Below are 15,847 nucleotides of genomic sequence, written 5' to 3' on the forward strand. Positions count from 1 at the left end.
GCGTTAAGTGGTGAGCAACGCTACCACCCTACCTAAACCATTGTGACATAAACACTTAACCTAAAGTAAGCTGAAAATGCCGAGCGTTGGGAATCCGTCTTAAACGCTTTGTTAGCCCTATGCCAAAAGGCTACCAACTTCAATTGCGTCTATCTTTACACCAAAGCTCGAAATATTGGGCAATGTTGCATTATGATGCGCTCGAATTTGAGCGCCGGTAGCATGCGATTTATCGTGGGTTGTATGAGCGTCCGATATCAACGTAACCGAATAACCTAACCCAGCAGCCCTGCGAACGGTCGTATCAACACAAAACTCAGACGCATAACCACAGACGATTACATTGTCGATTCCTAATTCTGTCAGAAGACTTTGAAGGTTTGTATTCAAAAACGAATCCGGAGTTGTCTTACGAACAAAATAATCGTCCACTTGAGTCACAAGCGCCGACTGCAACTTCCAACCATCGGAACCAAATTCGATCACAGAATTGAGCTGCTCATGCTGGATGAAAACAACTGGAACTGCCGTATTCCTAGCCCATTTGGTCACTTCATTAATCTTATCTAAGACTACTTTAGACTCAAATGGTTGTGGTTCGGGATCGAATAAAATCGATTGAACATCGATAACAAGAACCGCAGATTTCATAATTATCCTCTTATAGGGCTAACGCCGCATTAAGTGGTGAACAACGCGACCACCCAAGCCTAAACCTTGCCACATTTAGCACTAAAGCCGACCCAAACTGAAATTGCCAAGCGTTGAGAATCCGCCTTAAATGCTTTGTTATAAAACAATTTTTTCGCATTGGTAAATATGGTCTGCGTACAATTTACCACCGATTTCATAGGCGTTTGGCATAACATCTTTCAGCGTAAAGCCACATTTAGTTAGCACTTTCTCTGAACCAATATTACCCTCAGTTACAACTGCATTAAACGATTGTAAATCATGCTCTTGATATGCCCATTCTAGCAATGCTTTTAAAGACTCAGCTCCATAGCCCAACCCATGATATGTAGGTTGAATGAGAAATCCAACTTCAGCTGCACCATCATGTATACGAAAACCAGTAACACCGATTTTCTCACCCGTATCTTTCAAGGTTATGGTCAAGCACAACCAATGTTTAGAAGTCTTATTCCAAACTGGTAGCCTAGATTCAAAACTGGCCTTAATTTCTTCTGATGATGGTTCATCAAAGCATAGACTAATGACTACTGAGTCTCGATTTAGTGATTGAAATAACTCCCAATCTTCGGCAGTAATTTGAGTCATGCCTAATCTATCTGTATCTATTTTCAAGCGCTGAACTCTCCTTGTTTTATAACGTCAGCATAACGGGCGTTTACTAGCCCAATTTGATTGAAACGGCTAAATCACCACTTTTTGAAAATGCGCCACGAGTAAACGTCCCGTTCATGCTCTTGTTATATTACTTGTCAATAACCCTTTCTATCGACGTACCCCATAAAGTATCTTTTAAGCTCAATTCGTACTTAGAATCCGAAAAGCTCCCGGCACTAAAATCAGTAAGGTAAATCCAGTTAGAGCCCGAGAAGTTTGGGTTAACATCCGCAGTACATACATGAGAAAACACCGTTACCTCTTTGCATTTAAAGTTTGTTAACTCGAAGCTTTCCTTATGAAATTTGGCCGTACCTACGTCGTTTCTATGAAGCGTCGAAATTACCCCATACAATGAAACTAATACGGTACTACCGACCAGAGACACTAGAAACAAAGAGCTCATTAGCGATTGGAATAGCAACCTATTCTCGGTATGACTTCCATAGGAAACAGAAGCTGTTTTCATGGTGGAAGGGTAAACAGCTTGTGACTGCAACAGCATCCTTTCAGCTTTCAGCCTTTTGTGAGCTCTTATGTCTTTCAATACGAGTATTGTAGAGAGTGGAACATAAGAAACCAAAACTAGCATGAGCAATACGGTTTGCTTGATATAAAACGAACCAAACAAAGCATAGAAACCTATGTAGAACATCATCATTGTCGGCACTGTAATAAGCAAAGCTATCGTCTTAGCCATCCATGCTCCAAGTAATATAACGCCAAATTAAGGTGTGAACAACGCTAACCACCTTACCTAAACCATTGTGCCATAAACACTAAACAGGCTTGAAGTGAAAGCGCCGAGCGTTGTGAATCACTCTTAAATTTATTGTTATATGCAATTTCACACGCCTAGCTTTTCAGTTAGTTCGGCGAACGCTATTTCAATACTTTTGCCTGCCGTGTCTATTTTGATTACATCGGCTTTCCAAGCTTCGTAATGACGGTTCTGCACTTGTTTCCAGTCAGGTAATTTTAGGTTTGTTACTTCACTTCTACGAGTGATGACTCTTTGTTCGTGTTCACTGCTATCTGAGCAACTAATTTCAATATTGATGAATTTAGCCCCCACACTTTCTGCGACTTCCTGCCATTCGCGTCGCGTAAGCTCGATAGGATTACAAGAGTCTGAGATACAGCTAATCCCAAGCTCTAAGTTGTCTCTGATTATACGATAGCTTAAACGATACCCTTCACCTTCAACTTTGAAGTTACAAAGATCTCGAAGCCCTTGCTCTACTGTATCAATGCGAACATACGTAGCACCCACTTTAGCCGCCAACAACTTAGCAAGAGTCGATTTACCTGAAGCTGGGAGACCCGAAAATATGTATAAAATAGGATAGTTCAATTGACCTTCTCCCCTTGCATATAACAACTTATTAGCGGGCAACTTGCCCGTTTAGTCCAAAACCGGGACGCCCGACTAGTCCGCTTACATGTGTAACACAATATCATAAATCTCATTTTTATCAGTTACATATAACATTGCGCGTCGTTGCAAACTCAGAAAAACGGGCGCGGTAAACTAAAAACCACCGATTTTTTACTATACACTCACAACTGTATAAATAAACAGTAACAGTGAGACATCTATGAAGTCACCTTTTCTAAGTGCTATCAGTGAGTTTATGTATTCTCGTCACTATGCAAAACGCACAGTGGATACTTATCTTTATTGGATTCGTTTATTCATTCTTTACAGCCAAAAGAAACATCCAAGCGATATGGGCGACCAAGAAGTCGAATTGTTCCTGTCTTATTTAGCTAATGAAAAAAAACTATCAGTAAAAAGTCAGGCGACTGCGCTAAATGCACTGGTTTTTCTCTATCGGCAGATCATTAAGAAGCCGCTTGCTGATAATTTATCGTTCAACAAATCGAATAGGGCCCCAAAACTGCCTGTCGTACTGACGCAAGATGAAATAGTACGCCTTTTTCACCATTTAGCCCCAACCTGTAGTCTTCACGTAAAAATGATGTATGGAAGCGGGTTACGAGTAACTGAGATGCTTAGGCTCAGAGTGCAAGATATCGATTTTGATTATTACTCAGTGCTTATCTGGCAAGGTAAAGGACGAAAGAATCGCCGCGTGACGCTCGCTAAAGAACTCATCCCACTCATTAGAAACCAAATATCACTGGTCGAAAAATACCATGAAATGGACTTGGTGAATCCATCTTACAGCGGTGTTTGGTTACCCAATGCCCTAGCCAAAAAATATCCCGCAGCTAACAAGGAACTTGGGTGGCAATTTTTATTTCCTTCGTACAAGTTGTCGATTGACCCTTCATCAGGGTTGACTAGACGTCACCATATTGACGAAACCACAGTAAGAAGAGCTGTTAAAGACGCAGCAAGACAGGCTGAAATTAAGAAAAAGGTCAGTTGCCACACGCTTAGACATTCATTCGCGACACATTTGCTTGAGACAGGTGCTGATATACGAACGGTACAGGAGCAACTCGGGCATTCAGACGTAAGAACCACGCAAATATATACACATGTGCTGAACAGCGGCGCAAATGGTGTGATTAGTCCGCTGTCGAGGCTTATGTGATGAAACGCTACCGCCCCTGAACACATGCCCAGTAATACATTGATTAAGGCAATGTTATCGAATTGAGCTTGTTTACAGGCACTTGGCACCAAAAGTTTGGGCGTATTTCAAAAAATTAGGCACAAAAAAACCGCAGCTTCAGCTGCGGTTTTTCGTGGTTTAAATGTCAGGGATTAGCCTTCCATTTCAGCAATTTTCACTTTCCACGTGTCAGGGCCGATTTGGTGCGCGTTGTTACCGGCAGAATCAACGGCAACTGTCACTGGCATATCAACAACGTCAAACTCGTAGATTGCTTCCATACCCAAATCTTCAAACGCGACAACGCGTGCTTTCTTGATTGCTTTCGCAACAAGGTATGCTGCGCCGCCAACTGCCATCAGGTATACAGCTTTGTGCTGTTTGATGGACTCAACCGTCGCAGGGCCACGCTCAGCTTTACCAATCATGCCCATCAAACCGGTTTCTTCAAGCATCATGTCAGTGAACTTGTCCATACGGGTGGAGGTTGTTGGGCCTGCAGGGCCTACTGCTTCATCACCAACTGCATCAACAGGGCCTACGTAGTAGATAAAGCGACCGTTGAAGTCCACACCATCAGGCAGGCCTTGGCCGCTGTTGAGCATTTCTTGAATACGTTTGTGTGCCGCATCACGGCCTGTCAGGATTTTACCTGTCAACAGTACCGTTTCGCCTGTCTTCCACTCTTGAACATCTTCTTTGGTGATGTTGTCGAGGTTAACGCGGCGCACGTTCTCGCCCACTTCCCATGTTACTTCTGGCCACTCTTCCAGTTTTGGTGGCTGAAGGTCGGCTGCACCGGAACCATCAAGGGTAAAATGAACATGACGGGTTGCTGCACAGTTCGGGATCAAACAAACAGGTTTTGACGCTGCGTGCGTTGGTGCAGTTTTAATTTTCACATCCACCACTGTCGTCAAACCGCCAAGGCCTTGTGCACCAATACCCAGTTTGTTAACGCGATTAAAAATGTCTAAACGCAGTTCTTCTTCCGCATTTTGTGGGCCACGGTCGATGAGCTCTTGAATGTCTATGTGTTCCATCAGCGATTCTTTCGCCAATACGGCCGCTTTTTCTGCCGTACCACCAATACCTATGCCTAGCATGCCTGGTGGGCACCAACCCGCACCCATGGTCGGTAGCGTTTTCTCTACCCATGCGGCAACGTCATCTGACGGGTTAAGCATCACCATCTTGGTTTTGTTTTCTGAACCGCCGCCCTTAGCCGCGATTTGAATTTCGACTTTATCGCCCGGCACCATGTTGATGTGAACAACAGCGGGCGTGTTATCTTTGGTGTTGGTGCGCTTACCCGCGGGATCAGCCACTACCGAGGCGCGAAGTGGGTTATCTGGGTTGTTGTAAGCGCGACGAACACCTTCGTCCACCATTTCTTGTACGGTTAAATCACTTTCCCATTGAACATTCATGCCAATGTTCACAAAGCAGGTCACGATACCTGTGTCCTGACAGATCGGGCGTTTGCCTTCAGCAGACATGCGAGAGTTGATGAGAATTTGGGCGATCGCATCTTTCGCTGCTTGGCTTTGCTCTTTGTTGTAGGCCTTTTCAAGGGCTTGAACAAAGTCGATTGGGTGATAGTAAGAAATATACTGCAGGGCGTCAGCGACACTGTCGATGACGTCTTCCTTACGAATGACAGTCATAATTGCCTCTTTAATTGTTATGTTCCTTGGTGCTACCTGAATGTAGGGTTCGGGTAGAGCTGCCAGTATGTTTTATTAAAACCTAGACAAGGCCACGCTGAAAGGCGAAACCTTTTGTATCCTTACGCATAGAGTAACTTATTGGGACAAGTTTGCGCATTCTGAGAGGCACAACAAATTTGTCACTCATCGCCATAAAACCTGCGATTATGATACTCTTACGGCAGTTTTAGCGCTATTGAGCGCATCAATACCGATCACAAAAACACGAAAATGACCGAATCGAGACGTATGCCAATCACTCTGCAGTTTCTTGAGTACTCTCCGACAGCACTCACGTCCCTATTTTCCCGTATTCAATCGCAGCCTTGGGCGATGTTGTTGCAATCGGCAGCGGACAAACACCCTGATAATCGATTCGATATTCTGGTGGCGGATCCTATTGCCACGATTTGCAGTGAAAACGGGGTAAACACGATTGATTACAGAGATGGCCGCACCGTCGTGTCTGAATCTGATCCATTTGAAGCGTTACGCGCGTTACAACGTGCGTTATTGCCTGAACTTCCTCCAATGCATCCTTGGCCTTTTGTGGGCGGTGCGCTGGGGTATTTCAGTTACGATCTTGGCCGCCAAGTTGAAACGCTGCCAGAGATCGCCGAGAAAGACATCACCATTCCTGATATGGGCGTTGGGATTTATGACTGGGCGGTAATTGCAGATCATACCGAAAAGAAACTCGTGGTGATTCAACCTCACGGGCAAGATCGTTTCGCTTGGCTCACCGAAAGTGCGGTCGTGGATACAGCACCTTTTGCGTTACAAGGTAGCTGGCAGGCAAACATGACGCCGAAAACATACACAGATAAGTTCAATCGCGTCCAAGGATACTTGAAGTCGGGCGACTGCTACCAAATCAACCTCGCACAACGTTTCAGCGCGGCATACCAAGGCAGTGAGTGGGAAGCTTACGAGAAACTTGCAGCCGTCAATGGCGCACCCTTCTCCGGCTTTATCCGGTTAGACGATGCCGCCATTTTGTCTGTGTCTCCAGAGCGCTTTTTGCAGTTACACGGTCAGGAAATAGAAACCAAGCCGATTAAGGGTACGCGCCCTCGCAGCGAAGACAAGGAAACGGACTCTGCAAATATTGAGGATCTGTTAACAGCAGAGAAGGATCGTGCGGAAAACCTGATGATCGTTGACCTGCTACGCAATGATATTGGCCGTGTCGCCTCGCCGGGATCGGTAAATGTGCCTAAACTTTTCAATGTTGAGACATTTCCGGCCGTGCACCATTTAGTCAGTACTGTAACGGGAACATTGGCGGACGGTAAACACGCATCTGATTTGCTTCGCGCTTGTTTCCCGGGCGGATCTATCACAGGCGCACCTAAAGTCAGGGCGATGGAAATTATCGAGGAGTTAGAACCTCACCGCCGGAGTATTTACTGTGGAAGCATTGGTTATATCAGCCGCTGTGGCACCATGGACACCAGCATTACCATTCGCACACTGATTTGCCAGAACGAACAGATTTACGCATGGGCAGGCGGTGGTGTCGTGGCAGACAGCGAAGCTGATTCTGAATATCAGGAAACGCTCGACAAGCTGAGTAAGATTCTGCCAACGCTGTCTTCGTGAACACGCAATGTTTGGTGAACAAGCACTGTCTTCGTGAAAAAGCGTCGTTTTCGCAATCAGACGTTGTCTAGTAAGCAAAAGAAGGAACCCACTTTTTTATGTCAGGGACGGACACAAATTTCATCACATATAATGGTCAACTGGCGTCAGTCAAACGCCAGTGTCCAATGCGTCCCCTCTCCCGTCACTGGCTGACACAACGATTTAGTCTAACGCCTGCATTTCATTACGATAAAAAGGTCATTCAGCGTGCGACAGATGCCATGAAACGGCTCGATGACATCCAGTTTCGGCCTGCTGCCGTGACCATTGCATTGGCCGAGCGAAACGGCGAATTACACGTTTTGTTCACTAAGCGCGCCCGTCATCTGAAACATCATCCCGGTCAAATCAGCTTTCCCGGTGGCAAGGTTGAAAAAAGTGACAAGGACATCGTGGAAACGGCAGTGCGGGAGATGGAAGAAGAAATCGGTGTGGTCGCGAAGCGTGAAGACCTCCTTGGCACGCTCTCGCCGCTTCCGACGGTCAGCGGTTACCTTGTCACACCTGTGATTATGTTTGTTGATGCGAATTACCAGCCAACGCTCGACAGTAACGAAGTGGACAGTCTGTTTGAGGTTCCACTTGCTCGATTTTTAAGACGTGATGCGATCACGAAACAACCTTTTCTCGTTCGCGGAAATACCTATCACATCTATGCAATGGGCGTTGGTGAGCACCTGATTTGGGGTGTTACCGCACAAATCCTCCATGCACTTTCCCAGCAACTTTCGCTCAACTAAATTTTAATATCTCAACTTTTTTTAAAGACATTAAACATGTTTTTTAAACCCTAAAAAATGAATGTGTACTGAGAGCAATTAATTTAGTAGCACGGGTTTCCAATGCCACATAAAGTGATCTCGATCACTGTTTCCAATGCAAATATGGCAACAATACGCACCAGTTCCTGATCTGTTTCGTATTTTTATTGGTAAACCATCAATGACAACACAATCTACAACGACAACCAGCGCTGACAAAATGAAGTGGTCTGCGCAAGATACTACCTGGATGCTTTCTCTGTTCGGAACCGCAGTAGGCGCAGGTATTCTTTTCCTTCCAATCAATGCGGGCCTTAATGGATTCTGGCCGCTGGTTGCTCTGGCTGTGCTGGTAGGTCCTATGACTTATCTTGCGCACCGTGGCTTGGCACGTTTCGTACTGTCATCTAAAAAGCCAGGTAGCGACATCACTGAAGTTGTAGAAGAGCACTTCGGCGCGACTGCGGGTAAACTCATCACTCTGCTTTACTTTTTCGCGATTTACCCAATCGTTCTGATTTACGGCGTTGGTATCACTAACACTGTTGACTCTTTCATGGTTCACCAACTTGGCATGGAATCTCTGCCACGTTCAGTACTGTCTATCATCCTTATCATGGGTATGATGTCAGTGATGCTGGCGGGTGAGAAACTGATGCTGAAAGTGACTCAGTTCTTGGTTTACCCATTGGTAGCAATCCTGCTGTTCATGTCTCTTTACCTTATCCCTGATTGGAACACGTCTGCACTGCAGCAAATTCCAACAGTCGGTGATTTCATGACCACCATCTGGATTTCTATCCCTGTACTGGTTTTCTCGTTCAACCACAGCCCTGCGATTTCTGCGTTCTCTATGGCACAGTCACGCAACTACGGTGAGAACGCTGAGCGTAAATCAAACCAAATCCTGTTCCGTACCTCGGGCATGCTACTTGGTTTCGTTATGCTGTTCGTGTTCTCTTGTGTTCTGAGCCTGACACCTGCTGATCTGGCTGAAGCAAAAGCTGAAAACCTGCCAGTTCTGTCTTACTTGGCGAACAAGCACGAAAGCCCATTCATTTCTTACTTGGGTCCAATCGTTGCATTCGTTGCTATCGTTTCTTCTTTCTTCGGTCACTACATGGGTGCACGTGAAGGTCTGAACGGTCTGATCGTTAAGCAACTGCGTTCACGCAACAAGACTGTAAACATGAAGAAAATTGACATGTTTACTGTAGCGTTCGTTATCGTTACTAGCTGGATCGTTGCAACCATCAACCCAAGCATTCTGGGTATGATTGAGTCACTGGGCGGCCCAATTATCGCGACTATCCTGTTCATCATGCCGATGTACGCTATCAAGAAAGTACCTTCCATGCAGAAGTACGCAGGTAAAGCGAGCAACGTATTTGTAACGGTCATGGGTCTGGTAGCAATTTCTGCAATCATGTACGGTTTCGTATCGTAAGAAATTGTTCTTTCCAAGCTACCGAGGCCTGTACCTTCATGTAGCTTGGGTATAGAATACGACCTACAAAAAAGAGCAAGGATACGCTTAACGTCCTTGCTCTTTTTTTGCTTTCCAATCTCGAACCAAGGAAACTCTCCGGTTCGAAAACTGGTCGCCTCCACGGATGGATGAAAACGAAAAATGAATCCAAATGCTCGCTCTAAGTAAATAGCGGGCATTGACTGAGGTATGACAAATGATCAGCGTTTTTGACATTTACAAAATCGGTGTTGGCCCTTCTAGTTCTCACACTGTGGGTCCAATGAAAGCCGGTAAATCTTTCATCGACGATCTGCGTAGCATGGACAAACTGCGTGACGTAACTAAGATCACCGTTGATGTTTACGGCTCTCTGTCACTGACGGGTAAAGGCCACCACACTGATATCGCCATCATCATGGGTCTGGCAGGTAACTCTCCTGAGCACGTGGATATCGATAGCATTCCTGGCTTTATCGCGCGCGTAGAAGAAACTGAGCGTCTGCCAGTGGGCATGCACTGCCACACTGTTGACTTCCCACGTGAAGGCGGCATGAACTTCCACACGTCTAACCTGCCATTGCACGAAAATGGTATGGAAATCCACGCGTGGATCGGTGAAGAGAAGATCTACACCAAAACTTACTACTCTATCGGCGGTGGCTTCATCGTTGATGCAGAGAACTTCGGCAAAGAAGACGAGAACAAAATCAAAGTTCCTTACGATTTCAACAGCGCAGAAGAGCTGCTGAACCATTGTCAAGAAACCGGCTTGTCTATCAGTGCAGTTGTCATGGCGAACATGCGCGCCATGCACTCTGAAGATGAAATTCAAACTTACTTCGGTAACATCTGGCGCACCATGCGCGAGTGTTTGGACCGTGGTATGAGCAACGAAGGCGTTCTGCCTGGACCACTACGTGTTCCTCGCCGTGCTGCTGCGTTGCGCCAGCAACTGATTGCGTCTGAAAAGTTTTCTAATGACCCTATGGCAGTCGTTGACTGGGTGAACATGTTCGCCTTCGCGGTTAACGAAGAAAACGCAGCTGGCGGCCGTGTTGTTACTGCACCTACAAACGGTGCATGTGGCATTATCCCTGCGGTTTTGGCGTACTACGACAAGTTCATCCAGAACGTAGGTCCGCGTGAATACATGCGTTACTTTGCGGTATCTGGCGCGATTGGTGGTCTGTACAAGCAAAACGCATCTATTTCTGGTGCAGAAGTAGGTTGTCAGGGCGAAGTCGGTGTTGCATGTTCAATGGCAGCAGCCGGTCTTGCTGAGCTGATGGGTGGTAGCCCTCAGCAAGTATGTATCGCGGCTGAAATCGGTATGGAGCACAACCTAGGCCTAACGTGTGACCCTGTTGCTGGTCAGGTTCAGGTGCCATGTATCGAGCGTAACGGTATTGCTGCAATGAAAGCAATCAACTCAACGCGTATGGCATTGCGCCGCTCTTCTGAGCCACGCGTATCTCTGGATAAGGTTATTGAAACCATGCTGGAGACAGGTAAAGACATGAACGCTAAGTACCGTGAAACCTCTCAGGGCGGTCTAGCAATCAAAGTCATTTGCTAATCTACGCTGAGTTCATGCTCAAAAAAGAAAACCGCCAAGCTGGCGGTTTTCTTTTATCTGTTTCTTATTTCTCTTCTTTTCAAGCGGTTGCATAGACCTCCCTGTCTTCGACTCGAACATGTTTCTCGGCGGCATCGATAGCGCGGTACAAACGCATTTTGGTGGCACTGAGGCCTAGTCCTAATACGTTGCTTATCTCTTCGAGCGATAAATCATGCTCAAAGCGCAATACCAGCACTTCCTGTGCACTTTTCGCCAACGATTTCACCGATTGGGTGATCCCTTCCCCTTCGACGTGCAGTGGACAAACATCTTCACTGCCTGCCTCTTCCTGAAGCTCTTCAGAAACGAAACGCTGTGAATGCGTCGCCCGTTTTTTCAGGTAGCTTCGGCACTGATTGTCAGCAATGGCATAAAGCCAACTTCTGAATGCAGCTTCGCCGCGATAGGCATGGATATAACGGTAACTACGTACCAAGGTTTCCTGCAATACGTCATCCGCATCATGAGGACACCCTAACCAAGCCATGCATCGACGATGTAACGGTGATACATAACGAGCAACCAGTTGGTCAAAGTAATTGCGGGCTTTGGGATGCCCCGCTTGAATCTTCTCGATATGTTCACGCTCACTGTTCTGAAAACAGGTTGAATCCACTGAATGCATGTTAATACCCTCCTGGTATTCGAGTGGTGCACTCAACCTAGCCAAACCGACGCTAACAATCAAACAGTGTTTTCTATCTGAATTTGTCTAAATTTTAGTTAAAAAACGCTGTACAAAATGGTCACCTACTGTCCAGCGGTTCATTATCAATTACTTATAGACGTTAAAATTGAACGCTGTTCGATTACCCTGCTAGCAGTAGGTTTTTCGCATGTCTCATTTTTCTCAGCGATGAGGCACTTTATTACTTTTCAACAGAAGTCAGACCAGTAAATTTGATGTTTTTTCTCGGGGGTGTTGAAGCAGTTAAAGCATTAGAAAACGCGAATTGTGGTGACGTTATAGGCAACTGGAGGCATGGCTTTGAAACTTTCGATGAGACACAATCAAGGGGATTTTAGGTATAAAAAAACCCGCTCATTGAGCGGGTTCTCGAATTCGCTAGCGAGCAAAATTATGCTGCTACAGGCTGACCTTCTGTTACGTCTGCTTTCACTGGTTTAGTGATGAAAGACAGAACCACAGCCACTGCCAGCATTGCTGCACAGATGGTGTATGCCATTACGTAGTTGCCAGTCATGTCTACTGCGGTTGCTGCAACAACAGGACCGATGAAGCCACTTACGCCCCAAGCAGTGTAAAGCACGCCGTAGTTACCACCGTAGTTCTTCAGACCGTAGTAGTCTGCAGTGATAGATGGGAATACTGCTAGCAGTGTACCGTAACCAACACCTGCTACTGCCGCACCAATCATCAGTGTGAATTCTGTGTTGTAGGTTGCGAACATCATCATGTTGATGCCTTGCATAATGAAAGCAAGCATCAGGGTTTTAAGGCCACCAATCTTGTCAGACAGGATACCTGCAGCAACACGACCACCTGAGTTGAAGATAGACAGAACAACAACCAGGAATGCTACTTGAGTCAAATCAGATTGGTTAATGGCGATTGAGGTGATGTTACCGATCACCATCAGACCTGCAGAAGACGCCAGTGCGTACATCAGCCACAGTGAGTAGAACTGTGGGGTCTTAACCATTTGCTTCCAACCCATGTTGTTGTCGCCTGAACCCGCTTTCGCAACATAGCCCGCAGGTGCTTCTGGCGTGTAGTCAGAAGGTGGGTTGTTGATGGTGCAAGCCAGTGGTACAGCAATAGCCAGAATACCAACACCTAGGATCAGGAAGCTTTGTTGAACGCCGTAAGTAGCGATCAGCGTAGAAGTCAGTGGTGCCAAGTAAACCGCAGCCAGACCAAAGCCTGCAGCGATCAAGCCGTTCACCATACCTTTCTTAGATGGGTGGAACCACTTCATTGCAGCCGGAGACAGACATGCGTAACCGAAACCGATACCACAACCAGTCACAACACCAAAGGTCAGCAACAGAGTCATTGGCGTTGAAGCAAAGCTTGAAATGATCATGCCGATACCAACCATTACGGTACCAAGGATCAAAACTTTACGAGGGCCCATACGGTCTTGCAGGTTACCCGCCACCAGCAGAGAAAGTGCAAAACAGATGGTTGCAACGGTGTAAGGCATAGATGCATCGGCGTTCGACCAACCCTGCTCTACGAGAGACTGCTTAATTACAGACCACGCGTACAGGATGCCGATACACATATTGATAAAGAAACCAGCAGCGAGAACGCCCGTAGCTTTGTTCAGTTTATTCATGTTACGACTCAAAAAATTCAATTAAAAAAAGTGTCACTGGCAAAGCCTTAGGGTGACACCCAACCAAAAACCCAAACGACATAAAGCCTATGCTATTCATACACATATAACTTTACGTAGTTTGGGTATTAAATAATTGTTGGCATTCTTCAAATAAGGTGAGAATGACAGAAGCGCGCGGAGTCTATCAGGGAAAGTGAGCTGGATCAAAATCTAGTTTTGCTTTTCTGCAAAAAAAGTTTTCGTTTATAAGCATTGTCATTACGAAAGCTTGCCGCATAACGCGATGTATGTGCTTGGCAACCCTCATAAATACGGGGTTTGTATCAATGACTGGAGGTGAAGGTTGCCCTTAATTTTATTTCACACTGAGTCCTTTTGACTCAATAAACGCTTTCATAAATGGCCGTGATTCTTTGCCAAGCGTGCCATCTATTTGCTCGCTCCACGTCATTTCTTTCGTTCCGCCCGTCCGGGTTCGGTAGTAATGCCTCACCTCTTCGTCATATTTTGCGAGTTCGTCTTTATCTAGTGGCTGATATTCATCGGTATGGACGAGAAGTGATGACGGCAAACGCGGTTTCACTTCAGGATCTTGTGCGGGGTATCCTAGACACAAGCCAAAGAGCGGAGCAACGTACTCGGGAAGGTTAAGCAACTCGGAAACCTTATCGGGATTGTTACGAATCCCGCCTATATATACGCCACCTAATCCCATAGACTCGGCTGCCGCCAGCGCGTTTTGTGCCATGAGTGCCGTATCAATCGCGCCAATCAGCGTTTGCTCGGTAAAGCCCAATTGCGCGTCTGGCTTGATTTGTAAGTGGCGGTTAAAGTCCAAACACCACACGAAGAACTCGGCGGCGTCTGCAACATACGCTTGATTCCCTGCATACTCAGCAAGCAGGCGACGCTTTTCTTTGTCGATCACACGAATAATGCTGGTGCATTGAATAAAGCTAGAAGAGGACGCAGCCCTCGCACAGTCAATGACCGTCGTGACTTGATCTTCTGTTAATGCTTTGTCTTGAAACTTTCGAATGGAGCGATGAGCAAGAAGTGTGTCTATCACCGGATTCATAAGGCGTCCTTGTCTGTTAGCGAATCGTCTATTATCACCACGGACAAGGAAGCCTTACAACCAGCATGTCAGAAAATGGCTCTCTCTTTCTTTGACTACTCCATCACTAAGTAATCTGACACCTCAACCTGGTGGCACATTCTGTCAAGAATACTAATAAGTCTTTCTTCACTTAGCGGGAGGGCGTTGCCTTTAATCGAACTGGATTTCATCGCTTGTTTAGCGACTTGTTCAAACACTGAGTCACACAAGCCGTATTCACACAAAGACGGGATCTCTAACCGTTTCAATGTACGTTGAACCCATAGAATGCCATCGCTCGGTTCAGCGTTATGTCTTCCAGTCAGGATGCACGCCAACTGACGATATCGGTTTAACAGGCTGATTCTTCCTGCGTCACGTGCTGCCAGAATGTTTTCGGCCATCACATAGGGCGCAAGTTGCGCTGTGATAACGCCATGTGGCGCATCAAGCATGCCGCCAAGTGCAGCAGCTAAACCATGAGCCGCGCCAAGCTTTGCGTTGGACTGCGCCATTCCGCCTAACATAGACGCAAAAGCCATATCCGCCCTCGCCTTGGGGTCATCGTCTTCACAGGCATGAATAATGGCAGGTGCCAAACGGCGAAGCCCTTCTTCACATACCATGTCGGTTAACGGATTGGGGTCACCACACACATAGGCTTCCATTAAGTGTGTAAATGCATCAAGGCCACAACGCGCTGACAACGTCTTATCCATACCATAGGTTAAAGTGGGATCGATAATCGCTACATCCGGGATCATGTCGGGGCTTCGTAATGCCGCTTTTACGTTTTCTTGCGCCGATATAAGCACTGCATTGCGGGTAACTTCAGATCCGGTACCTGCTGTCGTGGGAATTGCGATACAAGGAAGCGGTTTTGCGGTCATTGGCAATGCACGACCGACAACATCAACATAGTCATAGACACTACCTTGGTTAGGGATTAGGCCGGATAACGCCTTACCCACATCCATCACGCTACCACCGCCGATAGCAATGATCATATCTGGTTTAAACTGGCGTCCACCTTCAACCATTTCTTCCACTTTGGCGATCAACGGCTCTCCATGGATACAAAGCTGAAGGTAGCGAATGTTCTGCTGCTTTAGGTAGCCAAGGAGAGGGGCAACTCTTTCTTCATCCGAGCCTGTCACAACCAAAGCACTGTAGCCAAACTGGTTAATCACGGACAGCGAGTTAATCAACGCGCCCTCCCCAAAAATAATCCTTGTTGCCGTCATGAACTGAAACATGGTCTCTCCTTGAATGCTGACCTGAACGTAGAATGGCGTAGACACCTG

At 46.4% G+C, this 15,847-nt stretch carries 14 protein-coding genes; 5 read left to right on the forward strand and 9 right to left on the reverse strand.

The features are described from left to right. Positions 1-117: 117 nt before the first annotated feature. The 4 genes from LRP49_RS19350 to LRP49_RS19365 all read right to left on the reverse strand — a co-directional run bounded on the left by LRP49_RS19350 (position 118) and on the right by LRP49_RS19365 (position 2,704). Positions 118-651 carry a cysteine hydrolase family protein gene (locus tag LRP49_RS19350; protein WP_268675085.1) on the reverse strand — a complete coding sequence of 178 codons (534 nt, stop codon included), beginning with the start codon at positions 649-651 and terminating at the stop codon, positions 118-120. A 138-nt stretch (positions 652-789) separates the two neighbouring features. Beyond that, complete coding sequence (locus tag LRP49_RS19355) at positions 790-1,308, reverse strand: GNAT family N-acetyltransferase (protein WP_274144103.1); 519 nt, start codon at positions 1,306-1,308, stop codon at positions 790-792. Between the two features lie 130 nt (positions 1,309-1,438). Further along, a complete protein-coding gene (locus LRP49_RS19360; RefSeq protein WP_274144105.1) occupies positions 1,439-2,050 on the reverse strand; it encodes a hypothetical protein in 612 nt (203 codons plus the stop codon). 147 nt (positions 2,051-2,197) lie between these two features. Next, positions 2,198-2,704 carry a P-loop nucleotide/nucleoside kinase family protein gene (locus LRP49_RS19365; RefSeq protein ID WP_274144107.1) on the reverse strand — a complete coding sequence of 169 codons (507 nt, stop codon included), beginning with the start codon at positions 2,702-2,704 and terminating at the stop codon, positions 2,198-2,200. Between the two features lie 244 nt (positions 2,705-2,948). Between LRP49_RS19365 and LRP49_RS19370 the strand changes: the two genes are divergently transcribed. Then, positions 2,949-3,914 (forward strand): integron integrase, encoded by a 966-nt coding sequence (locus LRP49_RS19370; protein WP_274144109.1) that lies wholly within the window; start codon positions 2,949-2,951, stop codon positions 3,912-3,914. Between the two features lie 173 nt (positions 3,915-4,087). Here the strand turns inward: LRP49_RS19370 and LRP49_RS19375 are convergent, their stop codons facing one another. After that, on the reverse strand, positions 4,088-5,602 hold the full coding sequence (locus LRP49_RS19375; RefSeq protein ID WP_274144110.1) for a fumarate hydratase: 1,515 nt from the start codon (positions 5,600-5,602) through the stop codon (positions 4,088-4,090). Positions 5,603-5,893: 291 nt separating this feature from the next. Between LRP49_RS19375 and pabB the strand changes: the two genes are divergently transcribed. The 4 genes from pabB to LRP49_RS19395 all read left to right on the forward strand — a co-directional run bounded on the left by pabB (position 5,894) and on the right by LRP49_RS19395 (position 11,096). Further along, positions 5,894-7,246, forward strand: a complete 1,353-nt coding sequence (gene pabB, locus LRP49_RS19380; protein ID WP_274144112.1) for an aminodeoxychorismate synthase component I — start codon at positions 5,894-5,896, stop codon at positions 7,244-7,246. A 98-nt stretch (positions 7,247-7,344) separates the two neighbouring features. Then, entirely contained in the window at positions 7,345-8,028 is a 684-nt protein-coding gene (locus tag LRP49_RS19385) for an NUDIX hydrolase (RefSeq protein ID WP_274144113.1), read from the forward strand. A 202-nt stretch (positions 8,029-8,230) separates the two neighbouring features. Beyond that, complete coding sequence (locus LRP49_RS19390) at positions 8,231-9,496, forward strand: serine/threonine transporter (RefSeq protein ID WP_274144114.1); 1,266 nt, start codon at positions 8,231-8,233, stop codon at positions 9,494-9,496. 238 nt (positions 9,497-9,734) lie between these two features. Continuing rightward, positions 9,735-11,096, forward strand: coding sequence for an L-serine ammonia-lyase (locus LRP49_RS19395; RefSeq protein WP_274144115.1), 1,362 nt, complete (start codon positions 9,735-9,737; stop codon positions 11,094-11,096). A gap of 79 nt (positions 11,097-11,175) precedes the next feature. Here LRP49_RS19395 and LRP49_RS19400 read toward each other — a convergent pair whose 3' ends face one another. The 4 genes from LRP49_RS19400 to LRP49_RS19415 form a co-directional block, all read right to left on the reverse strand. Continuing rightward, a complete protein-coding gene (locus LRP49_RS19400; protein WP_274144116.1) occupies positions 11,176-11,763 on the reverse strand; it encodes an RNA polymerase sigma factor in 588 nt (195 codons plus the stop codon). Between the two features lie 454 nt (positions 11,764-12,217). Then, positions 12,218-13,441 carry an L-lactate MFS transporter gene (locus LRP49_RS19405; protein WP_274144118.1) on the reverse strand — a complete coding sequence of 408 codons (1,224 nt, stop codon included), beginning with the start codon at positions 13,439-13,441 and terminating at the stop codon, positions 12,218-12,220. A gap of 358 nt (positions 13,442-13,799) precedes the next feature. Next, on the reverse strand, positions 13,800-14,522 hold the full coding sequence (gene nfsA, locus LRP49_RS19410) for an oxygen-insensitive NADPH nitroreductase (protein ID WP_274144120.1): 723 nt from the start codon (positions 14,520-14,522) through the stop codon (positions 13,800-13,802). 95 nt (positions 14,523-14,617) lie between these two features. Further along, entirely contained in the window at positions 14,618-15,799 is a 1,182-nt protein-coding gene (locus LRP49_RS19415; RefSeq protein ID WP_274144122.1) for an iron-containing alcohol dehydrogenase, read from the reverse strand. Positions 15,800-15,847: the final 48 nt, after the last annotated feature.

It is taken from the genome of Enterovibrio qingdaonensis, from assembly GCF_028683135.1.
Taxonomy (GTDB): Bacteria; Pseudomonadota; Gammaproteobacteria; order Enterobacterales; family Vibrionaceae; genus Enterovibrio; species Enterovibrio qingdaonensis.